At 59.7% G+C, this 23511-nt stretch carries 19 protein-coding genes; 13 read left to right on the top strand and 6 right to left on the bottom strand.

The genetic code is table 11. From position 1 onward, the window contains the following. Positions 1-196: 196 nt before the first annotated feature. The 6 genes from recC (at position 197) to KW837_RS21800 (ending at position 11907) form a co-directional block, all read left to right on the top strand. Entirely contained in the window at positions 197-3649 is a 3453-nt protein-coding gene (recC, locus tag KW837_RS21775; protein ID WP_218398587.1) for an exodeoxyribonuclease V subunit gamma, read from the top strand. After that, complete coding sequence (recB, locus tag KW837_RS21780; RefSeq protein WP_218398588.1) at positions 3646-7335, top strand: exodeoxyribonuclease V subunit beta; 3690 nt, start codon at positions 3646-3648, stop codon at positions 7333-7335. The genes recC and recB overlap by 4 nt, the downstream gene beginning before the upstream one ends. Next, positions 7332-9440 (top strand): exodeoxyribonuclease V subunit alpha, encoded by a 2109-nt coding sequence (gene recD, locus KW837_RS21785; RefSeq protein WP_218398589.1) that lies wholly within the window; start codon positions 7332-7334, stop codon positions 9438-9440. The genes recB and recD overlap by 4 nt, the downstream gene beginning before the upstream one ends. A gap of 117 nt (positions 9441-9557) precedes the next feature. Then, a complete protein-coding gene (locus tag KW837_RS21790; protein ID WP_218398590.1) occupies positions 9558-10133 on the top strand; it encodes a YfiR family protein in 576 nt (191 codons plus the stop codon). Further along, positions 10130-11398: a diguanylate cyclase domain-containing protein gene (locus KW837_RS21795; protein WP_218398591.1), complete on the top strand. Its 1269-nt coding sequence runs from the start codon at positions 10130-10132 to the stop codon at positions 11396-11398. Before KW837_RS21790 ends, KW837_RS21795 begins: the two co-directional genes overlap by 4 nt. A 5-nt stretch (positions 11399-11403) precedes the next feature. Continuing rightward, positions 11404-11907, top strand: a complete 504-nt coding sequence (locus KW837_RS21800) for an OmpA family protein (RefSeq protein ID WP_192346930.1) — start codon at positions 11404-11406, stop codon at positions 11905-11907. Here the strand turns inward: KW837_RS21800 and KW837_RS21805 are convergent. Next, positions 11904-12851, bottom strand: coding sequence for a LysR family transcriptional regulator (locus KW837_RS21805; RefSeq protein WP_218398592.1), 948 nt, complete (start codon positions 12849-12851; stop codon positions 11904-11906). The genes KW837_RS21800 and KW837_RS21805 overlap by 4 nt on opposite strands. A gap of 161 nt (positions 12852-13012) precedes the next feature. Between KW837_RS21805 and KW837_RS21810 the strand changes: the two genes are divergently transcribed. Together KW837_RS21810 and mmsB are read left to right on the top strand one after the other, a co-directional pair. Then, the gene (locus KW837_RS21810; protein WP_218398593.1) at positions 13013-14530 is read left to right on the top strand and encodes a CoA-acylating methylmalonate-semialdehyde dehydrogenase; all 1518 of its coding nucleotides are present in this window, start codon (positions 13013-13015) and stop codon (positions 14528-14530) included. A gap of 10 nt (positions 14531-14540) precedes the next feature. Then, entirely contained in the window at positions 14541-15428 is an 888-nt protein-coding gene (gene mmsB, locus KW837_RS21815) for a 3-hydroxyisobutyrate dehydrogenase (protein WP_123498817.1), read from the top strand. A gap of 239 nt (positions 15429-15667) precedes the next feature. Here mmsB and KW837_RS21820 read toward each other — a convergent pair whose 3' ends face one another. From KW837_RS21820 to KW837_RS21835, 4 genes are all read right to left on the bottom strand, one after another. Next, positions 15668-16012: a cupin domain-containing protein gene (locus KW837_RS21820; protein WP_218398594.1), complete on the bottom strand. Its 345-nt coding sequence runs from the start codon at positions 16010-16012 to the stop codon at positions 15668-15670. 107 nt (positions 16013-16119) lie between these two features. Further along, positions 16120-16491, bottom strand: coding sequence for a MerR family transcriptional regulator (locus KW837_RS21825; protein ID WP_123498819.1), 372 nt, complete (start codon positions 16489-16491; stop codon positions 16120-16122). A gap of 48 nt (positions 16492-16539) precedes the next feature. Then, positions 16540-17115: an NAD(P)H-dependent oxidoreductase gene (locus tag KW837_RS21830; RefSeq protein ID WP_123498821.1), complete on the bottom strand. Its 576-nt coding sequence runs from the start codon at positions 17113-17115 to the stop codon at positions 16540-16542. 45 nt (positions 17116-17160) lie between these two features. Further along, complete coding sequence (locus KW837_RS21835; protein WP_218398595.1) at positions 17161-18045, bottom strand: LysR substrate-binding domain-containing protein; 885 nt, start codon at positions 18043-18045, stop codon at positions 17161-17163. A gap of 216 nt (positions 18046-18261) precedes the next feature. On the opposite strand from KW837_RS21835, the gene KW837_RS21840 reads away from it, so the two are divergent. Continuing rightward, on the top strand, positions 18262-19026 hold the full coding sequence (locus tag KW837_RS21840; protein ID WP_218398596.1) for a sulfite exporter TauE/SafE family protein: 765 nt from the start codon (positions 18262-18264) through the stop codon (positions 19024-19026). On the opposite strand, the gene KW837_RS21845 is transcribed toward KW837_RS21840, so the two are convergent. Then, positions 19016-19330, bottom strand: coding sequence for a putative quinol monooxygenase (locus KW837_RS21845; RefSeq protein WP_218398597.1), 315 nt, complete (start codon positions 19328-19330; stop codon positions 19016-19018). The two genes, KW837_RS21840 and KW837_RS21845, sit on opposite strands and share 11 nt — an antisense overlap. A gap of 160 nt (positions 19331-19490) precedes the next feature. Between KW837_RS21845 and KW837_RS21850 the strand changes: the two genes are divergently transcribed. From KW837_RS21850 to KW837_RS21865, 4 genes are all read left to right on the top strand, one after another. Beyond that, positions 19491-20081: an NAD(P)H-dependent oxidoreductase gene (locus KW837_RS21850; protein ID WP_218398598.1), complete on the top strand. Its 591-nt coding sequence runs from the start codon at positions 19491-19493 to the stop codon at positions 20079-20081. Positions 20082-20326: 245 nt separating this feature from the next. Continuing rightward, on the top strand, positions 20327-21238 hold the full coding sequence (locus KW837_RS21855) for a LysR family transcriptional regulator (RefSeq protein ID WP_123498831.1): 912 nt from the start codon (positions 20327-20329) through the stop codon (positions 21236-21238). A gap of 206 nt (positions 21239-21444) precedes the next feature. Then, on the top strand, positions 21445-22890 hold the full coding sequence (locus KW837_RS21860; RefSeq protein ID WP_218398599.1) for a SulP family inorganic anion transporter: 1446 nt from the start codon (positions 21445-21447) through the stop codon (positions 22888-22890). Between the two features lie 251 nt (positions 22891-23141). Continuing rightward, on the top strand, positions 23142-23510 hold the full coding sequence (locus KW837_RS21865) for a glyoxalase superfamily protein (RefSeq protein WP_218398600.1): 369 nt from the start codon (positions 23142-23144) through the stop codon (positions 23508-23510). Position 23511 lies beyond the last annotated feature (1 nt).

Genomic DNA, 23511 nt, shown 5'->3' on the forward strand with positions numbered 1-23511 from the left:
GTGTGGGGTTTCCCCATGTGAGAGTAGGTCATCGTCAAGATTAAATTCCGAAACCCCTATCTGCGTATGCAGGTAGGGGTTTTGTTTTGCCCGCAGGAAAGTTCGTACAGCATTATCGGACCGCTCCCGGCTGTCACAGTCTGATGACAGTGCTAAGGTTCGGCCCTAGCTTTTGTATTTTCCCAAGGAAGCCTTTATGCCGGACGCTACGTCCCTCAGTGCTGGTTTTATGGTGGTTCACGGCAACCGTCTGGACGAGTTGCGCAGCCTGGTGGTCAGCTGGATGCGGCGCTACCCGCTGGCTCCCTTGGAAAATGAAATCGCCCTGGTACAGAGCAACGGCATCGCCCAATGGCTGAAGCTGGCATTGGCCGAAGATCCTGAAGATGACGACACGGGCGGCTGCGGAATTGCGGCAGCCATCGATGTGCAACTACCGGGCAGCTTCATGTGGCAGCTCTATCGCATGGTGCTGGGACGTGACGAAATCCCGGTCAAATCCCTGCTCGATAAAGCCCCGCTGACCTGGCGTCTGATGCGTCTGTTGCCACAGTTGATCAACCAACCGCACTTCGAACCTCTGCAGCGCTTTCTTACCCATGACACCGACTTACGTAAACGCTATCAATTGGCGGAGCGACTGGCGGATCTGTTCGACCAATATCAGGTCTACCGTGCCGATTGGCTCGAAGACTGGGCAGAAGGTCGTCATCAGTTACGAAATGGTAGAGGCGAAGCCAAAGCCCTGACCCCGGCCAACTGTTGGCAGGCGGAGCTGTGGCGTGCGTTGTTGCTGGATGTCGGTGAACAAGGCATGGCGCAAAGCCGCGCAGGCGTCCACCAACGTTTTATCGAGCGCATCAATAGCCTCGACATAGCGCCGAGTGGATTGCCTTCGCGGGTGATCGTTTTCGGGATTTCTTCACTGCCTGCTCAGGCCCTGGAAGCGCTTGCCGGGCTTGCTCGATTCAGCCAGGTCTTACTGTGCGTACACAACCCATGTCGTCACCATTGGGCAGACATCGTCGCTGATAAAGATCTGTTGCGACATCAGTACAAGCGCCAGGCTCGCAAGAGCGGCATGCCGGTCGTGCTCGACGCGCAAACGCTCCATCAGCATGCCCATCCGCTACTGGCCGCGTGGGGCAAGCAGGGGCGGGACTACATTAATCTGCTCGACAGCTACGACGATCCCAATAGCTATCGCTCGGCGTTTCGCGACGGGCGCATCGATCTTTTCAGCGAAAGCCAGCCACAGAGCATGCTCAATCAGTTGCAGGACGATATCCTGGAATTGCGTCCCTTGAACGAGACTCGCGAGCGTTGGGCTGCTGTCGATCTGAAAAAGGACGATTCGATCCGTTTTCACATCGCCCATAGCGCTCAACGCGAAGTGGAAATACTCCACGATCAGTTGCTCGCACGATTCAGTGCTGACACAGACCTCAGGCCTCGCGACGTAATCGTGATGGTCCCGGACATCGACAGTTATGCCCCGCATATCCGTGCTGTTTTTGGTCAGATCGATCGCTTTGATCCGCGCTTCATTCCTTTCACACTTGCGGATCAAGGCCAGCGAGGCCGGGATCCGCTACTGATTGCTGTCGAACACCTGCTCAAACTTCCCGACAGTCGTTTCCCTGTCAGCGAGATCCTGGATCTGCTCGACGTTCCCGCATTACGCGCCCGGTTTGGCGTAGAGGAACGAGATCTGCCGACCTTGCATCGCTGGATCGAAGGCGCAGGCATTCGCTGGGGGATGAACGCCGAGCAGCGCGCGGGCCTGGGTCTGCCTGAGGAACTGGAGCAAAACAGCTGGCGTTTCGGTTTGCGACGGATGTTGCTGGGTTATGCCGTGGGCAGCGCCAGTGCCTGCGAGGGGATCGAACCCTACGACGAAATTGGTGGTCTGGATGCCGCGCTCATAGGCCCTTTGGTGGCGTTGTTGGATACATTGGAAGTTGCTCACCAGGAGCTCACTCAACCTGCAGCGCCCAAACAATGGGGCTCGCGGTTGCAAGCTTTGGTGCAGTTATTCTTTCTGGCCAGCAACGAGCATGACGACTATTTGTTGGCCCAACTCGAAGAGCTGCGTGAGACCTGGCTTGAGACGTGCGAGTCCGTAGGTTTGCACGACGAATTACCGTTGACCGTAGTCCGTGAAGCCTGGCTGGCGGGTCTCGACCAAGGTCGCCTGTCTCAGCGCTTCCTTGCCGGGGCCGTTAACTTCTGTACCTTGATGCCCATGCGAGCGATCCCCTTCAAACTGGTCTGCCTGCTTGGCATGAATGACGGCGATTACCCTCGCGCGCAGCCGCCGCTGGATTTCGACCTGATGGGCAGTGACTACCGCCCCGGTGATCGCTCCCGACGTGAAGATGATCGCTATCTGTTGCTGGAAGCATTGTTGTCGGCACGCGACCAACTCTATATCAGTTGGGTCGGCCGCAGTATTCGGGACAACAGCGAGCGCCCTGCTTCGGTGTTGATAGGGCAGTTGCGTGATCATCTCGGCAGCGGCTGGCGACTGCACGATGATAATGATGACCTGCTTGAGTCCATGACTCAGGAACACCCGCTGCAACCTTTCAGCGCTCGCTACTTTCATGAAGGCGATGATCTATTCAGCTACGCCAGCGAGTGGCAGGTTCTACATCAAGCCAGTGATCTGGCGACTGATATCGAAGTGCTTGAACCCTACGTCCAGGACGAACCGCTGAGCCTGGGTCAGCTGCAGGATTTTCTGCGCAACCCTGTACGACATTTCTTCAGCCACCGGCTCAAAGTGTTCTTCGAGGCTGCAGAAGTGCCTTTGGCTGATGAAGAGCCATTTGTACTCGACGCGCTGCAACGCTATAGCCTCAGCGACAGCTTGCTTGAAGCGGCACTGGGGCAACTGGACCAAACCGATCAGGTACTGGAGGCGCAGGCAAAACGCCTGCAAAACAGCGGGCTCTTGCCCATGGCCGGTTTTGGTGAATGTCTTCAGCGAGAGTTGATCGAGCCGCTGCCGGATCTGCTGCTGCGCTATCAGCAGCTTCTGGCGTTATGGCCGACCCCGCTCACCAGCGCGTTGCCGGTGAGTCTGGAACTACAAGGATTGCGTCTGGAAGGCTGGCTCAGTGGCCTGCATCAACGCGCAGATGGCGGGTTGTTGTCGGTGACTACGATTCCCAACAGCATCGGTTCGATCAAGGCCCGCAAATGGCATCGCCTGACGCGACCTTGGGTCAATCACCTGGTTGCCTGTGCCAGCGGCATGCCGATGACCACTGCGTTGGTGGCCAGCGACGACAGCTTGTTGCTCGGTCCGATGGAGGAGGCCGCAGCATCCAGGGTGCTGGGCGACCTGTTGTTGGCTTGGCAAACGGGCATGCGCCAGCCGCTGCCGATTGCAGTAAAAACAGCGTTCGCCTGGCTCGCTCAAACCGACCCGGCCAAAGCTGACGCCGCTGCCCGCAAGACTTATGAAGGCGACGGCCAGACCACTGACGGTGAGCGCCGCGAAAGCCCGGCGCTCACTCGGCAATACGCAGATTACGATGCACTGATTGCCGACGAGACCTTCCCCGATTGGTGCAACGCTTTGTATCGGCCGCTGTTTGAGGCCTCCTGGCGTTCATCGACCAGCGAGGAGGCGCGCTCATGACCACGAAAACACCGCTGGCCCTGGCATTCCCCCTGCGTGGCAGCCAACTGATCGAAGCCAGCGCAGGGACCGGCAAGACCTTCACCATTTCTGCGCTGTACTTGCGTCTGGTCCTTGGCCACGGCGGCGAATCAAGTGGTTTTGGCCGTGAGTTGCTGCCGCCGCAAATCCTCGTGGTGACCTTCACCGATGCCGCGACCAAAGAGTTGCGCGAACGTATTCGCACACGGCTGGCCGAAGCCGCACGGTTTTTCCGCGATGAGACACCGGCTCCGGATGGCCTCATTGCCGAGTTGCGCGAGCAGTACCTCCCCGAACAGTGGTCCGGCTGTGCAAACCGCCTGGACATCGCCGCCCAGTGGATGGATGAAGCGGCGGTATCGACCATCCACAGTTGGTGCCAGCGCATGTTGCGCGAACATGCGTTCGACAGTGGAAGCCTGTTCACCCAGACCCTGGAAACCGATCATAGTGATTTGCTCGGCGAAGTCCTGCGCGACTACTGGCGACTGTTCTGTTATCCAATGCAAGGCGATGCACTGAACTGGGTTCGCGGCAATTGGGGTGGTCCGGCGGCGTTGCTGCCGCGAGTGCGTGGCTTGTTCGCCAGCGAACGTGACAGTGTTGAAGGTAAAGAGCCTGCCGAGTTGATTGCCGAGTGCCTGCAGGAGCGACGGGCCGCTTTGCTTGAACTCAAGATGCCTTGGCGCCAATGGGCGGATGAGTTGCTTGCCATCTGTCATCAGGGCGTCGCAAGCAAGAGCGTCGATGGCCGCAAGATGCAGCCGCGCTACTTCGAACCCTGGTTCGAAAAGCTCCGGGCCTGGGCCGAAGATGAGTCTCTCGAGCAACTGGACATTGGCACCGGCTTCACTCGCCTGACCCCCGATGGCATGGCTGAAGCCTGGAAGGGTGAAGCTCCCCGTCATCCCGGTCTCGATGCAATGCCCGGTCTCAAGACCAGTCTCGATAGTTTGCCGACCCCCGATGCCGCCGTGCTGCAACACGCTGCTCACTGGGTGGGTGCACGGTTCGAGGAGGAAAAGCGTCGCCGCGCGGAAATGGGCTTCGATGACATGCTGCTGCGCCTCGATGCGGCGTTGCAGTCCGACGGCGGTGAGCGCCTGGCCACACTGATCCGCGAGCAGTTCCCGGTCGCGTTGATCGACGAATTCCAGGACACCGACCCGGTGCAGTATCGAATCTTCGAGAGCATTTATCGCATCGAAGATAACAATCCTGAAACCGGTCTGTTTCTGATCGGTGACCCGAAGCAGGCGATCTATGCCTTCCGCGGGGCCGACATCTATACCTACCTGCGCGCTCGCCAGGCCACCACTGGCCGCCTGCATACCCTGGGCACTAACTTCCGTTCCAGTCATGGCATGGTCAGTGCGGTAAACCATGTGTTCGAGCGCGCCGAATCTCGCGGGCAGGGACGCGGAGCATTCCTGTTCCGTGAGAAAAGTGGCGAGAACCCGGTACCGTTCCTGCCCGTCGAATCCCAGGGGCGCAAAGAAGTCCTGCAGATTGATGGTCAGGTTGTACCGGCCCTGAACATCTGGCACCTGTCCGCCGATCAGCCACTGTCTGGCGCGGTGTATCGGCAACAATTGGCCGCCGCCTGCGCCAGTGAAATCACCGCGCTGCTCAATGGCGGTCAGCAAGGCTGTGCTGGCTTCATCCAGGACGGTAAGGACTTCAAAGGTCTACTGCCATCGGATATCGCAATTCTGGTGCGCGACGGCAAAGAGGCCCAGGCCGTGCGTGGCGAACTTTCGGCTCGCGGCGTGCGCAGTGTTTACCTGTCAGACAAGGACTCCGTGTTCGCCGCGCAGGAGGCCCATGACCTGCTGACCTGGCTCAAGGCGTGTGCCGAGCCGGATGTCGAGCGTCCCCTCCGCGCCGCGCTGGCCTGCATCACACTGAACCTTTCGCTGGCTGAACTGGAACGGCTGAATCAGGACGAACTGGCGTGGGAAGCGCGGGTCATGCAGTTCCGCGGTTATCGCGAGCTCTGGCGCAAACAGGGTGTGCTACCAATGCTGCGACGTTTGCTGCACGACTTCCAACTGCCCCAGGCGTTGATCGCGCGCAACGATGGCGAGCGGGTGCTGACCAACTTGCTGCACCTGTCCGAGCTGCTACAGCAGGCCGCCGCCGAGCTTGATGGCGAGCAAGCGCTGATCCGTCACTTGTCCGAGCATCTGGCATTGTCCGGTCAGGCTGGCGAAGAACAGATCCTGCGCCTGGAAAGCGACGAGCAACTGGTCAAGGTCGTGACCATTCACAAATCCAAAGGGCTTGAATATCCGTTGGTGTTTCTGCCATTCATCTGCTCGGCAAAACCGGTGGATGGCAGCCGTTTGCCGTTGTATTACCACGACGCGATGGGCAACGCTCAAGTGAGCTTGAAGCCGACACCGGAGTTGATTGTGCAAGCCGATGATGAGCGCTTGGCCGAGGATCTTCGCCTGCTCTATGTCGCCCTGACCCGGGCACAACATGCCTGCTGGCTCGGTGTAACTGACCTCAAGCGCGGCAATAACAATGGCTCGACGCTGCACCTTTCAGCGTTGGGTTACTTGCTGGGCGGTGGTGCGCCATTGGCCGAGTCGACAGGGTTGCGGCGTTGGCTGGAAGATTTGCAGCAGAACTGCCCGGCGCTGAATTACGGTGAAATGCCTGAAGCGAGCGCCGAGCATTACCATCCGCCGCGCAATGAAGCGACCTTGCTTGCGCCGCTGATACCCAAACGCAAGGCCAGCGAAAACTGGTGGATCGCCTCCTACAGCGCCCTGCGCATTGGTGACAGTCTTAGCGTGGGCAGTGACGAAGCCCCGGAGAGCCCGCAAGCACAAAAGCTTTTTGACGACGAACGTCTCGATCCGCAAGCGCCGCGAGAAGTGATTGCCGGCGGCGCTGATATCCATCGATTCCCTCGCGGGCCAAACCCCGGCACTTTTCTCCATGGATTGCTCGAGTGGGCCGGTGACGAAGGTTTTGCCGCTGCACCACAAACTGTGGAAGACGCCATCGCCCGCCGCTGCAATCGCCGTGGCTGGGAAGGCTGGATCACGACGTTGAGTGACTGGCTACAGCACTTGCTCAAATCCCCACTGCACATTGGCGGCGGGCAGGCACCGGTGGTGTTCGAGCAACTGACCCAGTATCGGGTCGAAATGGAGTTCTGGTTCGCCAGCCACAAAGTCGATGTGCTCAAGCTCGATGAACTGGTGCGCCAATACACCCACAACGGCGTGGCCAGGGTGGCCGCCGAACCGGTGCTGCTCAATGGCATGTTCAAAGGCTTCATCGACCTGACGTTCGAGCACGACGGTCGTTATTACGTCGCCGACTACAAATCCAACTGGCTGGGCGTCGATGACGCGGCCTATACCGAGCAGGCCATGGAGCAGTCGATTCTGGACAACCGTTACGACCTGCAATATGTGTTGTACCTGCTCGCCTTGCATCGCCAGCTCAAGGCGCGGCTGGTCGATTACGATTACGATCGGCATGTCGGTGGGGCGTTGTATCTGTTCCTTCGCGGTACTCGCGCGACCAGCCAGGGCGTGTATTTCGCCCGTCCGCCACGGGAACTGATCGAGCGTCTGGACCGGTTGTTCCAGGGTAAGCCAGAGCCCAAGGCCGAACCCGCCTGGGAACAGGGAGTACTGCTATGAGTCGCACCTTCGCCGATTTGCTGCCCACGCCGTTGGCGGCCGAAAGTCTGGCGGACCTGGCCCCGCTGAGTCGCGCAGATGACGTGTTGCTGCTGCTCACGCGCTGGGTCGAACGCGGTTGGCTACGGGCGCTGGACAAGGCCTTCGTGGCCTTTCTCCACGAGCTCGCCCCCGACGATGATCCGCTGGTGCTGCTGGCCGCCGCGTTGACCAGTCACCAGTTGGGCCACGGCCATGTTTGCCTGGATCTGTTCGAAACGCTGAAAGAGCCGGACTTCGCTCTGTCGCTGCCGCCGGAAGGTGATCTGCAAAGTGGCGCGATGTTGCTGCCGTCGCAATTGCTTGAGGCGCTGGAGGGGGCTCATTGGTGCAAGGTGCTGGCGTCCAGCCGCTTGGTGGCTCTGGCCGTCGACGGGCGCGAGGCCGCGCAGCATCGGCCGTTGGTGCTGTCGGGAAAACGCCTGTACCTGCGCCGCTACTGGGCTTACGAACGGCGCATCGATAACGCCCTGCGTCAGCGGCTGGCTGCACACGAAACAACACCGAGTGATTTGCCCCAACGCCTGACCGGCCTGTTCGGCCCTGCCAGGCCTGATGAAGTGATCGACTGGCAGAAGCTCGCTTGCGCCCTGGCTACCCGTAGCGCATTCAGCATCGTCACCGGCGGCCCGGGGACCGGCAAGACCACTACGGTCGTACGCTTGCTCGCATTGCTACAAGCGCCCGCGGTGGAAGCCGGCAAACCGCTGCGCATTCGTCTCGCGGCACCCACTGGCAAAGCTGCCGCACGATTGACCGAATCCATCAGCCAACAGGTTCAAACCCTGGAAGTTGCTGAAACGGTGCGGGAGAAGATCCCGTCGGATGTGACCACCGTGCACCGTTTGCTCGGCAGTCGTCCCGGCACCCGGCATTTTCGGCACCACGCCGGCAATCGTTTGCCGCTGGATGTATTAGTGGTGGACGAAGCCTCGATGATCGACCTGGAAATGATGGCCAGTTTGCTCGACGCATTGCCGGCCCATGCCCGTCTGGTGCTGCTCGGTGACAAGGATCAACTGGCGTCGGTGGAGGCCGGTGCCGTCCTGGGCGATCTGTGCCGCGATGCCGAAGCCGGTTGGTACAGTCCGCAGACATGCCAGTGGCTGGAGTCAGTCAGCGGGGAAAACCTTGGTGCCAGCGACTTGCACGAAGACATCAACGGAGCGCATCCCCTGGCTCAGCAAGTGGTGATGCTGCGTCACTCACGGCGCTTCGGCGAGGGCAGCGGCATTGGCCAGTTGGCCCGTTGGGTCAACCGGCAGCAACCCGAGGAAGCCCGCAAGTTACTGGCGGCTGGAAGCCATGGCGACGTATTTTCCCTGCCTCTCAAGGGTGAGCAGGACCGGGCGCTGGAGCGTCTACTGCTCGAAGGCCATGGCGAGGGACCGCAAGGTTATCGGCATTACCTGAATCTTTTGCGTAGCCAGCGGCCGCCGCTCGACAGCCCGCTGGACGATCCACGCTGGACCCATTGGGCTCGTGTGGTCCTGCAAGCTTTCGACGCCTTCCAGCTATTGTGCGCGGTACGCAAAGGGCCTTGGGGGGTGGAAGGCTTGAATCAGCGAGTGACCGACGCGTTGCTCAAGGCTCGGCTGATCGACAGCGACCACCAATGGTACGAAGGTCGGCCCGTGCTGATGACCCGCAACGACTATGGCCTGGGTTTGATGAACGGCGACATTGGCATTGCCCTCAAGCTGCCGGAACGTGAAGGCCCCGATGCTGGACGGCAAGTGCTGCGTGTGGCCTTCCCGCGCAACGATGGTCAAGGCGGTGTGCGCTTTGTCCTGCCAAGTCGGCTCAACGATGTCGACACCGTGTACGCCATGACCGTACACAAATCCCAGGGCTCGGAATTTGCCCATACGGCGCTGATTCTGCCGGATGCCCTGAACCCTGTGCTCACCAAGGAACTGATCTATACCGGCATAACCCGGGCCAAACACTGGTTCACCCTGATTGAGCCTCGTGCCGGCGTATTCGAAGAGGCCGTGCGGCGTAAGGTCAAGCGCTTGAGCGGGCTGATGCTGGAGCTGGAAGAGGGGATCGAGCCGGGTCACTGAAAAGGGGGAGCAGACGACGGAATCTGTCCGAGGTGCCGTGGTGCGTGGCCTCGCTGGTGTTTCGGTGCTGTGCTATCGTTGCGGCATCATTTCGTTGCGATCGAAGAGAATCCCTGCATGAAGGTGGCTGTCTGGGCGACAGAGCGCGTTGTTGGCTGCAAGCAAGTGCTGCTTGCCGGCCTTCTCTGTTTGTTGACGGGCGTTGCCTTCGCTCAGCCTGAAACCGTCGAGAGCAAGGCAGACCAGCGTGCCAGATCAGTCACTCAGGTGGTGCTCGGGATCCTCAGTTATGCCCGGTGGCCTGTTGAGCCTCAACAATTGCGTCTGTGCGTAGTCGGCCCTACCGAGTACACCGACGATCTGGTCAAGGGCACTACCCAGGCCACTGGTCGGCCTGTCACCGTGCAACGGCTTTTGGCCGACAACCCGGCCATTGCCGGTGAATGCGACGCGGTGTACATCGGCAAGCTGACCAGCGACGAACGCAGTCGATTATTCGCCTCGCTGACAGGGCGCCCGGTGGTGAGCATCAGCGAAGGCGGCGATCAATGCACCGTCGGCAGTCTGTTCTGCCTGCGGGTCGGCGATGAACAAGTATCCTTCGAGGTCAACCTAGACTCAGTCGCCCGCAGCGGTGTGCGCATCCATCCCAGTGTGCTGCAACTGTCGCGTCGCAAGCCGGCGGCACCATGAGTCTATTCAAATCCCGTATACGTCCGACCCTGGGGTCGGTTATAGGTCGTGGACATTTGATCGTCGCCCTGGTGGGCGTGGCCATGGCCAGTGTTTCGTTGACCCTGCTGGGGGTGCTGGCCTTGCGGGTTTATGCCGATCACAACCTGCATCTGATCGCCCGTTCGATCAATTACACCGTGGAAGCCGCGGTGGTGTTCAACGATAAGGTCGCCGCCACTGAGGCGCTGGCGTTGATCGCGTCCACCGAAGAAGTGGCCGACGCACAGGTCCTGGACGAGCAAGGCGAGTTACTTGCACGTTGGCAACGACCGGAAACGGGGTTGCTCTCCGATCTTGAAATGCAGATCGCCCGGGTGATTCTGGAAAAGCCCATCAGCATGCCGATCGTCCATCAAGGTCAGGAAATTGGCAGTATCCTGCTGGTCGGGCACGGTGGCAGCCTGATGCGCTTTTTGCTCAGCGGTCTGATGGGAATCGTCTTGTGTACCGCCATCAGCGCCTGGGTTGCGCTCTATCTGGCGCGGCGGCAATTGAGTGGGATCACCGGCCCTTTGCGCAGCCTGGCTACTGTGGCTCACGCCGCCCGCAGCGAGCGAGCCTTTGACCTGCGCGTACCGCCCGCCGACATTGCCGAACTCGACAACCTGGGTAATGACTTCAATGCCTTGCTCGATGAGCTCGAGTCCTGGCAGACCCACCTGCAAAGCGAAAACGAAACCCTGGCCCACCAAGCCAGCCATGACAGCCTGACCGGACTGCCGAATCGAGCATTTTTCGAAGGCCGCCTGATGCGTGCCTTGCGCAATGCCGGCAAGCTCGATGAACGAGTGGCCGTGCTGTTCCTGGACAGCGACCGGTTCAAGGAGATCAATGATAACTTCGGACACGCTGCCGGCGATGCGGTGCTGGTCGCCGTGGCAACCCGGGTTCGTGCGCAACTGCGTGAAGAGGACCTGGTTGCGCGTCTGGGTGGCGACGAGTTTGCAATCCTGCTCACACCGCTGCACAAGGCCGAAGACGCCGAACGGATTGCTGACAAAATCATCGCCAGCATGGAAATACCCATCCAGTTGCCGGGCAGTACCCAGGTGTTGACTTCACTCAGTATTGGCATCGCCGTGTACCCCGATCATGGGGTCACACCGGGCGAGTTGCTCGATGCTGCCGACGCCGCGATGTACCAGGCCAAACGCCTTTCCCGAGGCGCGCAGCAAACGGCAGGAGCGGAGCTCCCTGTCGCCCATGTTCAAACCAGGAGCTAATTTCTGTGTTCACCTTCAATCAGCGTTCTCTGCGACTTTTCACGATCTCCCTGTTCCTGGCCTTGCTGGCATTGACCGGTTGCCAGACGGCACCGCAAAAGGGCCTGACCCCGGCGCAGATCGCTGTGCTCAAGCAGCAAGGTTTCGAAATGACGGATGATGGCTGGGCCTATGGCCTGTCAGGCAAAGTTTTGTTCGGCAGCGATGTCGAAAGCCTCAATCCTGCCAGTACCGAGATCGTGGAGCGCATTGGAAAGGCGTTGTTGAGTGTGGAAATCGAACGGGTGAGGATCGACGGCCACACCGATGCGTCAGGCAAAGAATCCTATAACGAACAGCTTTCTCTGCGTCGCGCAAAAAGCGTCGGCAAGGTGTTGGCCACCGTCGGCATAAAAGAAGAAAACATCCAGCTGCGCGGCCTGGGCAGCAGTAAGCCCGTCGCTTCCAACGACACCGCGGTCGGACGCACCGAGAACCGTCGGGTGTCGATCGTAGTGAGCGCGGATTAATCGGCGAATAACATCTCCCGACTTTCCCCCATCAACAGCGCTTGATTCTGCTCGGTAACGGCACGGATGTAATCCCACAACAGGGTGATCCGCTTGAGCTTGCGCAGGTCCTCGCGGCAGTACATCCAGAACTGCCGGGTAATGGTGATCTCTTGCGGCAACACCGGCAGCAATCGCGGATCCTGAGCCGCCAGGAAGCACGGCAGAATCGCCATTGACCGTCCTTGCTGAGCGGCTACGAACTGCGCAATCACGCTGGTGCTGCGCAGATTGGCACTGGCACCAGGCAACACATTTGCCAGATACAGCAGTTCCGAGCTGAACGCCAGATCGTCCACATAACTGATGAATTGATGCTTGCTCAAGTCTGCCGGACGGCGGATTGGTGGGTGCTTGTTCAGATAATCCTGAGTCGCATACAGCTGCAATTTGTAATCGCAGAGTTTGCAGCAGACATACGGGCCATGCTCCGGTCGCTCCAGTGCGATGACGATGTCTGCTTCGCGCTTGGACAGGCTGATGAAGTGCGGCAGCGGCAGGATGTCCACCGAGATCGCCGGGTAGGCGTCGACGAAATGGCTAAGCTGCGGAGTGATGAAAAAGCTGCCGAACCCTTCGGTGCAACCCATGCGCACATGCCCGGACAACGCCACGCCGGAGCCCGAAACCTGCTCGCAGGCCATGTGCAGAGTGCTTTCGATCGACTCGGCGTAACCCAGCAGCCGCTGGCCTTCGGCAGTCAGGACGAAACCGCTGGTCCGGGACTTTTCGAACAGCAACGTGCCCAGCGAGGTTTCCAGCGAACTGATGCGTCGCGACACGGTGGTGTAGTCCACCGCCAGGCGCTTGGCTGCGGTACTGGCCTTGCGAGTGCGGGCAACCTCGAGGAAAAACTTGAGGTCATCCCAGTTCAACGAGCCTAAAGACGTGATGTTTTTTTGCATGATGGACCGGCTTTTATGTGCGTTCTTATTAGAAGTTTGCACATCTATACTCCAAAAACAGTCCGATAACCAATTCGTGACACACGCCTCATCTCAAGGCGACTTTCTCGCCTTGGCTCCAAAGATCGCTCTCTAAATAAGAACAACGTCCGGAGACCAATATGAACGCATCGCTAGAAACCACCGTGCAAAAGGTCAAGCTGTTGATCGATGGCGAGTGGGTCGAATCCCAGACCACCGAATGGCACGACATCGTCAACCCGGCGACCCAACAAGTGCTGGCCAAAGTCCCCTTCGCCACAGCCGCCGAAGTCGATGCCGCCATCAGCGCCGCCCATCGCGCCTTCCAGACCTGGAGGCTGACGCCGATCGGCGCGCGGATGCGCATCATGCTCAAGCTTCAGGCGTTGATTCGCGAACACTCCAAGCGTATTGCCGTGGTACTCAGCAACGAGCAGGGCAAAACCATTGCCGACGCTGAAGGCGATATTTTCCGCGGCCTGGAAGTGGTGGAGCACGCCTGCTCCATTGGCAGCCTGCAGATGGGCGAGTTCGCCGAGAACGTCGCTGGCGGTGTCGACACCTACACCCTGCGTCAGCCGATCGGCGTGTGTGCCGGCATTACCCCATTCAACTTCCCGGCGATGATTCCGCTGTGGATGTTCCCGATGGCCATCGCCTGCGGCAACACCTTCGTGCTCAAGCCGTCCGAACAGGACCCGATGTCGACCATGCTGTTGGTGGAACTGGCCATCGAGGCCGGCATTCCGCCGGGTGTGCTCAACGTCGTTCATGGCGGCAAGGATGTGGTGGATGCGCTTTGCACCCACAAGGACATCAAGGCTGTTTCGTTCGTCGGTTCGACTGCGGTCGGCACCCATGTCTACGACCTGGCCGGCAAACACGGTAAACGCGTGCAATCGATGATGGGCGCGAAAAACCACGCCGTTGTGCTGCCCGATGCCAATCGCGAGCAGGCCCTCAATGCGCTGGTCGGCGCCGGTTTCGGTGCGGCGGGGCAACGCTGCATGGCCACCTCGGTGGTGGTGTTGGTGGGCGCGGCCAGACAATGGCTGCCAGACCTGAAAGCGCTGGCGCAGAAACTCAAGGTCAATGCCGGCAGCGAGCCGGGCACTGATGTTGGCCCAGTGATTTCCAAGCGGGCCAAGGCGCGGATTCTTGAGCTGATCGAAAGCGGCATCAAGGAAGGCGCCAAGCTCGAACTGGACGGTCGCGACATCAGCGTTCCGGGCTACGAGCAGGGTAACTTTGTCGGCCCGACCCTGTTCTCTGGTGTCACTCCCGAGATGCAGATCTACACCCAGGAAATCTTCGGCCCGGTGCTGGTGGTATTGGAAGTCGATACCCTCGATCAAGCCATCGCACTGGTCAACGCCAACCCGTTCGGCAACGGCACGGGTCTGTTCACCCAGAGCGGTGCGGCGGCGCGTAAATTCCAGACGGAAATCGACGTCGGCCAGGTCGGCATCAACATCCCGATTCCGGTGCCGGTGCCGTTCTTCAGCTTCACCGGTTCTCGTGGTTCGAAGCTCGGTGACCTCGGTCCTTATGGCAAGCAAGTGGTGCAGTTCTACACTCAAACCAAGACCGTCACTGCGCGCTGGTTCGACGACAACAGCGTCAACGACGGTGTGAACACCACCATCCACTTGCGTTAAGGAGCCGGACATGAAAATCGCTTTTATCGGTCTCGGCAACATGGGCGCGCCGATGGCGCGCAACCTGATCAAGGCCGGCCATTCACTGCGCCTGGTCGATCTGAACAAAGCTGTGCTGGCAGAGCTGGAGCAACTGGGCGGCAGCATCAGCGCTTCGGCGCGTGAAGCCGCTCAAGATGCAGAGCTGGTGATCACCATGCTGCCCGCCGCTGTGCATGTGCGCAGCGTCTGGCTGGGCGAAGATGGCGTGCTGGCGGGGATTGCCCAGGGTGTGCCCGCGGTGGATTGCAGCACCATCGATCCGCAGACGGCGCGCGACGTTGCCGCCGCAGCTGCCAAACAAGGCGTGGTCATGGCCGATGCACCGGTCTCCGGCGGTACTGGCGGTGCTGCGGCCGGGACGCTGACCTTCATGGTCGGCGCCACGCCTGAGCTGTTCGCGACCCTGCAACCGGTGCTGGCGCAGATGGGCCGCAACATCGTCCATTGCGGCGAAGTCGGCACCGGGCAAATTGCCAAGATCTGCAACAACTTGCTGCTGGGGATTTCCATGGTTGGCGTCAGCGAAGCCATGGCCTTGGGTGACGCGCTGGGGATCGACACGACGGTGCTCGCGGGGATCATCAACAGTTCCACCGGGCGGTGCTGGAGTTCGGAGATGTACAACCCGTGGCCGGGCATCGTCGAAACGGCGCCGGCCTCGCGCGGTTACACCGGCGGTTTCGGTGCCGAACTGATGCTCAAGGATCTGGGGCTGGCCACTGAGGCGGCACGTCAGGCGCACCAACCGGTGGTGCTCGGCGCGGTGGCGCAGCAGTTGTATCAGGCGATGAGTCAGCGTGGGGAAGGGGGGAAGGACTTCTCGGCGATCATCAATAGCTATCGCAAGCCCCAATAAGGATTTTGCGGGATGGTGATGGGAGGCTTGCCTGTGGGCTTTTGTGGCGAGGGAGCTTGCTCCCGTCCGGCTGCGGAGCAGTCGTAAGTCCTGAGCATGCGGTTTATCTGAAACACCGCATCAGCTTGTTGGGTTCGCTTCGCGAACCAGCGGGAGCAAGCTCCCTCGCCACAGGTTTTGTGCATGCCAATAGTTTTTTTGCCGAGAGACCACGTCGGGTGGTCTCTCGGTTTTTTGCATCAGGCAAACACGAAATACTTGCGCACGGTCTCAACCACTTCCCATGTGCCCTTCATCCCTGGCTCGATGACGAAAATATCACCGGCACGCAGGTGGATCGGCGTCATGCCTTCCGGAGTGATGACGCAGTAGCCTTCCTGGAAATGGCAGTATTCCCACTTCACGTATTCCACGTACCACTTGCCTGGCGTGCAAATCCAGGTGCCCATGATCTTGCTACCGTCTTCGCTGGTGTAGGCGTTGAGGTTGACGGTGTGCGGGTCGCCTTCGAGTTTTTCCCATTTGCAGGCGTCGAGCACGGGCAGTGGATGAGTATCGCGAAGGACGGTAATCGGTGCGGTCATGATGACTCCGGGCAGTGGGTTCAAGAACTGAAGTCGCACCCTATAGCGCCCATACACCGTTCAGTTGTCTGTATTCGACATTGAGCTGTCCAGAAACGCGCAGACTCTCAAAGACTTTCCAGCGGGCAATCGGCTCTGGCCTGTGTGAGGCTGGCTTCAAACTCGACCAATTGCTCGTGTTGATGCCTGAGTGCGGTAATCCTGTCGCTGATTTCGCACTTCTTGGCATCGATGGCTTGCTGCGCCAATGACCAGGGCATCGCCAGGCCTTGATGCCCGGTAAAGATCGCCTGCAACTCCTTGAGCCTGAAACCTAAGTGTTGAGCGCACTTGATGAAGATCAGCAGGTCGACGCTGTGCTGATCATAGACACGGTATTTTCCTTGCCGCCGAGCGGCAGGCAGCAAGCCGATCGACTCGTAATGGCGAATACTCTTGATCGTCGTGCCCGAGCGATGCGCGGCTTGGCCGATGTACATGAAAAGTCCTTTTTTGCCGAGGGTAAGTCAGCCCCATTATCGGCAGACTCATCGGCTGGCGATAGCCTGGGCTTGCAGCAGCCAGGTTTCGCGCTGACCGGCGCTGGACCCTAGAACCGGTCCGAAGGTGAGCGTGCGCTGAGGCTCGATGCCGCAAAACGCCAAGGTGGTTTTGCGCATCTGATGCAGCCCGGGCATGCGGTAGATCCAGCGGTAATACCAGGGTGGCGTGTCCATGGTCACGAGCAGATGCGCGCTGCGGCCATGCAGCAATTTGTCGGGAAAGGCTTTGCCTTCGCGATACTTGAAGGCGAAGCCCGGAAGCAACACCCGATCAAGAAAACCCTTGAGCAAGGCCGGTACGCCGCCCCACCAGATCGGATAGACCAGGGCCAGGTGTTCGGCCCACAGAATGTCCGCCTGAGCACGGCGCAAGTCGGCTTCCAGCGGTTGCACGTGTTGGTAGCCTTCGCGCAGCACCGGGTCGAAGTCCATTTTGCCCAGCCACAGTTGGCGCACCTCATGACCGGCACGCAACGCTGATTGTGCGTAGCGTTCGGCAAGTGCGCCGCAGAAACTGTTGCTCGAAGGATGACCGAGGATCACCAGAATTCGCTTGCTCATCGTAACGGTCCCTGAAGATGAAACCTCAAGGGTAAAGTCTGCCCCTCAGGGGAGAGTCAAGACGTTCAGCAAAGCCTGGGCATAACCGGGCAGCACGGCGAAGTCCCGGGCGCACAGCAACAGTTTGCGTCGTGCCCATGGCTCTTTCAGTTCGATGCTTTTGAACGGTGTTTCAGTCGGCCAGCGTTCGACTGCCGCCAAAGGCACGATCGCCAGCCCGGCACCTCGGGCGACCATGCGCATCACGCCATCGAAGCCATCGGCACGGATGCGGATCTGCATCCGTAAACCACTGTGCAGGGCTTGTTCTTCCAGGTACACGGCCAAGGCGCTGTTGGCGTTCAGGCCGACGTAATCGTGGTGCAGGGTGGCGCTGAAACTTAATGGTTCGCTGTCGGCCAAGGGATGATCGCAGGGCAGGATCAGCACCAGTGGGTCGTCACGGAAATAGCGGGTCTGAAGGCCGTCGGCATCCACGGCGTCGGACACGATGCCCAGGTCCGCCGCACCTTGGCGCAAGGCGTGGGTAATGCGCGCGCTGGGCAGCTCTTGCAGGTCGATGTCGAGGTTCGGATGATCGCGCAGAAAGTTTGCCAGCAACTCCGGCAGGTACTCGGTGATTGCAGTGGTGTTGCACAACAATCGCACCTGGCCTTTGACCCCTTTGGCGTATTCGGCCAGGTCCTGCTGCATGCGCTCGGCCTGTTGCAAAAGAACTCGGGCGTGCTGCGCCAGGGCCTTGCCGGCCGGAGTCGGGCTGACACCGCGGCGACCTCGCTCAAGAAACTCGATGCCGAGTGAAGATTCCATGGCGCGGATTCGCGCACTCGCCGCCGCAAGAGACAGATGACTGCGGGCGGCACCGGCGGTGATGTTGCCGGTGTCGAGGATGTTCAGGTAGAGGCGCAGGTCGGTGAGGTCGAAGTGCATCGTTGCAGCCTCGGGAGGTTGGTTGTCTGGACGGGCCCCTTCGCGGGCAAGCCTCGCTCCTACAAGGATGTGTCGATCACACAGTCCCTGTAGGAGCGAGGCTTGCCCGCGAAGACGTCATCAGCCGTAACAAAAACTTTAGCCTCTACCAAATCAAGAGGCAGCCTCAGTATATGGCAGATTTTCAAGGCAACCTTCAGGGCTCAGGATAGCCCCATGAATACACTCGCCGCGTTCTACCAAAATCTGGGATTTGCCTTGTCCTTGCTGGTCATCGCGACCTTCCTGCTGGCCGGGATGATCAAAGGTGTGATCGGCCTCGGCCTGCCGACCATTGCCATGGGCTTGCTCGGTCTGGCTATGGCACCGTCGCAGGCTGCGGCGTTGCTGATTATTCCCGCTACCCTGACCAATGTCTGGCAACTGGCATTCGGCGGTCATTTGCGCGGGCTGCTGAACCGGATGTGGCCGATGCTGCTGACAATTTTCATCGGCACGGGTGCCGGTACTCTGTGGATCGGCATGGCCGGCGGGCATTGGGTCGTGCGGGGACTGGGGGCGGCGTTGTTGATATACGCCTTGAGCGGGTTGTTCCTGCCGACCTTGCGGGTCGCAGGTCGCACCGAGCGTTGGCTCGGTCCGCTGTGCGGTGTGCTGACGGGCGTCATCACTTCGGCCACCGGGGTTTTCGTGATTCCGGCGGTGCCTTATCTGCAAGCACTGGGCTTGAGCAAGGATGAACTGGTGCAGGCGCTGGGCCTGTCGTTCACCGTCTCGACCCTTGCGTTGGCCGCCGGCCTGTTATGGCGTGGCGCCCTCGGCGGAGGCGAGTTGAGTGCATCGCTGCTGGCGCTGATTCCGGCGGTGCTCGGCATGCTGTTGGGGCAATGGCTGCGCCAGCGGATCAGCGCCGTGTTGTTCAAGCGCGTGTTCTTCATCGGCCTCGGTATGCTCGGCGGCCACTTGCTGATCAGCGGCTAGCGGACGAAGTGCTGAGCATCTCGATCGGCCGGATATCGAAATCCCGTTCCAGATACTCCATGCGCTGGTCGAGGAATTGCTTCATGTGTGGCAGGTTCGAGTGCGTATCCAGATGAGCCTGGGATTGCCAGATCTCGTAGAAGATAAACAGTGTCGGGTCCTGTTTGTCGCGCAGCATGTGGTACTCGATGCAACCGGGTTCGGCGCGACTCGGTTCGACATAAGCACGGAACAACGCTTCGAAGGCCTCGGCTTTTTCCGGGCGGGTCTTGGCGTGCAGAATGAAGCCTTGCAGTTCGCTCATCAGGTTTTCCTTGAAAGTCAGAATCGGCACAAGCTTATGGCAACAATCGCCTGTTGATTCGTGCGTATTGGTCAAATGAATTTTGCTGAATGAGGGCTTATTCCGCGCGAGGTCGATCGCTACTCTGCCGCCATCGAATTTCAACCTTGCGAGACTTCTCATGAAAAAAGTCCTGTTGCTCAATGGCGGCAAAAAATTCGCTCACTCCGATGGTCGCTACAACACGACGCTGCACGAAGCGGCGCTGAGCGTGCTGGATCGCGGCGGTGTGGATGTAAAAGCCACGTTCATTGACGAGGGGTACGACGTCGCGGAGGAAGTCGCCAAATTCCTCTGGGCCGATGTGATCATTTATCAGATGCCCGGTTGGTGGATGGGCGCCCCCTGGACCGTCAAGAAGTACGTCGATGAAGTCTTTACCGAAGGCCACGGTAGCCTCTACGCCAGCGATGGTCGCACGCGTTCCGACGCGTCGCAGAAGTACGGCAGCGGCGGTTTGTTGCACGGTAAAAAATACATGCTGTCGCTGACCTGGAACGCGCCGCAGCAGGCCTTCGACGACCCGACCGACTTCTTCGAAGCCAAAGGCGTGGACGCGGTGTACTTCCCGTTCCACAAGGCCAACACCTTCCTCGGCATGACCGGTTTGCCGACCTTCCTGTGCGTTGATGTAATGAAGCGCCCGAATATCGAAGCCGATGTGGCACGTTATGAGCAGCATTTGGCCGAGGTGTTTGGCCTTAAGGCATAACGCTCAGCTACTATCAGAAAGTCTGAACCTGTGGCGAGTTGGCTTGCCCCAATGCCAGTTAGTCATGCGCAATCCAGGTGGGAGCGGGCTTGCTCGCGAAGGCGATTTATCATTCAACATTAATGTCGACTGACACACCGCTTTCGCGAGCAAGCCCGCTCCCACAGGTTCTGCACTTTGGCTGGCATTAGGGTACGCCCCCTCGCCACAGTAGAGCCGCGCCGGACTATCGATAAGGGACACACGTGAAAGCCAGATCCGATGAGTTGCAGATTTTCGTCTGCGTGATTGAGTGCGGGTCGATCTCAGCAGCTGCCGAACAGGTCGGGCAAACGCCGTCGGCGGTCAGCCGCACGCTGTCGCGACTGGAGGCCAAGCTCGACACCACGCTGATCAACCGCACCACGCGGCGCATGGACCTGACCGAGGAGGGCAAGTACTTCTTCGAGCACGCCAAGCTGATTCTCGATCAGATGGACGAACTCGAAGAGCGCCTGTCCTCACGCCAGCAAACCCCCTCCGGGCGTCTGCGAATCAATGCTGCCTCGCCATTCATGCTGCACGCCATCGTGCCGTACATCGATGAGTTCCGCCGTCTCTACCCGGACATCCAGCTCGAACTCAACAGCAATGACCTGATCATCGACCTGCTCGAACAAAGCACCGACATCGCCATCCGCATCGGCACGCTGGCCGACTCGACCCTGCACGCCCGCTCACTGGGTTGCAGCCCGCTGCACATCGTCGCCAGCCCGGCGTATCTGGAACAACACGGCACACCGAGCGCTGTCGCGGATTTGACCGAGCACAAGTTGCTGGGCTTTACCCACAATGAAGGCCTCAACCAATGGCCGTTGCGCTATGTCCACGGTGATCGCTGGCCGATCCAGGCGTCGATCAATGCGTCCAGCGGCGAGACGATCCGGCACCTGGCGCTGGCAGGGCAGGGCATCGCCTGCCTGTCGCACTTCATGACCATCGACGACATCCGCGCCGGTCGCTTGCAGGTGCTGCTGGCGGAATTCAACAGTGGATATCGCCAACCGATCAACGCGGTGTATTACCGCAACTCGCAACTTGCCCTACGGATTCAGTGCTTCCTGGACTTCATCCAGGGCAAATTGGCGGCTTATGCGATTGCGGATTTCAAGGGCTGATTCGTAGACCGCGTCATCGTTCTTCGCGAGCAAGCCCGCTCCCACAGTGGACTTGCGTCAATTCACGATAATGGGAGCGACACAGGGCCCATGTGGGAGCGGGCTTGCTCGCGAAAGCGTTTTCGGCGGCCCATTCACTGGTCGGCCCGCCCTCAATTCCGTAACATCCGCCCTCTCCTCTCCCGCCTGTATTTTTTAGGTAAGCCATGAAACCCAAACGTCTGCGCGCCGATGTCCTGGCCGGACTCACGACCTCTTTCGCACTGATGCCCGAATGCATCGCCTTCGCGCTGGTGGCCCATCTCAATCCATTGATGGGGCTGTACGGCGCTTTCATCATCTGCACCCTGACTGCGCTGTTTGGCGGGCGGCCGGGGATGGTGTCCGGTGCCGCCGGATCGATGGCTGTGGTGATCGTCGCGCTGGTGGTGCAGCACGGTGTGCAGTACTTGCTGGCGACAGTGCTGCTGGGCGGCTTGATCATGCTGGCGTTCGGTTTGTTGAGGCTGGGCAAACTGGTGCGCATGGTGCCGCACCCGGTAATGCTCGGCTTCGTCAACGGCCTGGCGATTGTCATTGCCCTGGCCCAGTTGGAACACTTCAAGAGCGGTGACGGCTGGTTGAGTGGTGCGCCGCTGTACATGATGGTCGGGCTGGTGGCGCTGACGATGGCCATCGTTTATTTGATGCCGCGCCTGACGCGTGCCGTGCCACCGGCGCTGGTGGCGATTCTGGGTGTCGGGCTGGCGGTTTACCTGCTCGGCCTGCCGACTCGTACATTGGGTGACATGGCGCACATTGCCGGTGGCTTGCCGAGCTTCGCGCTACCAGACCTGCCGTGGAACCTGGAAACCCTGCGCATCATCGCCCCTTACGCGATATTGATGGCGTTGGTCGGTCTGCTGGAAACCCTGCTGACCCTGAACCTGACCGACGAGATCACCGAGAGCCGTGGCTACCCGGATCGCGAGTGCGTGGCATTGGGCGCTGCCAACATGATTTCTGGTGCGTTCGGAGGCATGGGCGGCTGCGCCATGATCGGGCAAACCGTGATCAACCTCAGCTCCGGCGGTCGTGGTCGGCTGTCCGGTGCAGTGGCCGGGGTGATGGTTCTGTTGTTCGTGCTGTTCCTTTCGCCACTGATCGAACGCATCCCGCTGGCCGCACTGGTCGGGGTGATGTTCGTGGTGTCGCAGCAGACCTTCGCCTGGGCGTCGTTGCGGGTGCTGAACAAGGTGCCGCTCAATGATGTCCTGGTGATCATCGCGGTGACGGTGATTACGGTGTTCACCGATCTGGCCATCGCCGTGTTGTGCGGGATCATCATTGCGGCGCTCAACTTTGCCTGGCAACAGGCTCGCGAACTGTATGCCGACAGCTATCAGGAAAGCGACGGCAGCAAACTCTACCGCCTGCATGGCACACTGTTTTTCGCCTCTACCACGCCATTCCTCAATCAGTTCGACCCCGCCAATGACCCAGCGCAGGTGACCCTTGATTGTCGCCACCTGAGCTTCGTCGACTATTCGGCCATCGCTGCGCTGAAGACATTGCGCGAGCGCTACGCCAAGGCTGGCAAGCAGCTACGCGTGCTGCATTTGTCCGAACGCTGCAAGAAACTGCTCAAACGCGCCAGCGAGCATCACGACTGAAATCGATCAGTGATCGTTCCCACGCCGAGCGTGGGACGGTCAGCGTCGGGGGATGAAAGTCCCCTGGCCAATTTTCATAACTCACGACCTGCCATACCTCTGCACGACGTCCCATAGCCCTCCACGAAAATTACTTTCATTGATCCATGCCTTGTGGTGGCACATTGCGATTAAAGAAAGCCGCTCCCAAGCCGAAGCGCTGACATCCAGCCCAGCTACACACTGGGCCTTCTCAATCTGGGAGCAACTCCATGAGCTTGGGCAAAACCACCCCGATCCTGCGGATTTTCGATGAAACCAAGGCATTGGAGTTTTACGTCGACTTCCTGGGGTTCAAGATCGACTGGCAGCATCGCTTCGAAAAAAACTTCCCGCTGTACCTGCAAATCTCCCGTGGCGAATGTGTGCTGCACCTGTCCGAACATCACGGTGACAGCACACCGGGCTCGGCGTTGCGCATTGAGACCGATGAACTGGAGGCGTTCCAGCGGCAATTGCTGGCCAAGGAGTATGCTTTCGCTCGCCCACAGATTCAGGCCATGCCCTGGGGGAGCCAGGACATGACCATCAGTGATCCGTTTGGCAATCGGTTGGTGTTTACCAATGCGATCAGTGTTTGAT

Source organism: Pseudomonas sp. PDM24, assembly GCF_019218905.1.
In the GTDB taxonomy this organism is placed as follows: domain Bacteria; phylum Pseudomonadota; class Gammaproteobacteria; order Pseudomonadales; family Pseudomonadaceae; genus Aquipseudomonas.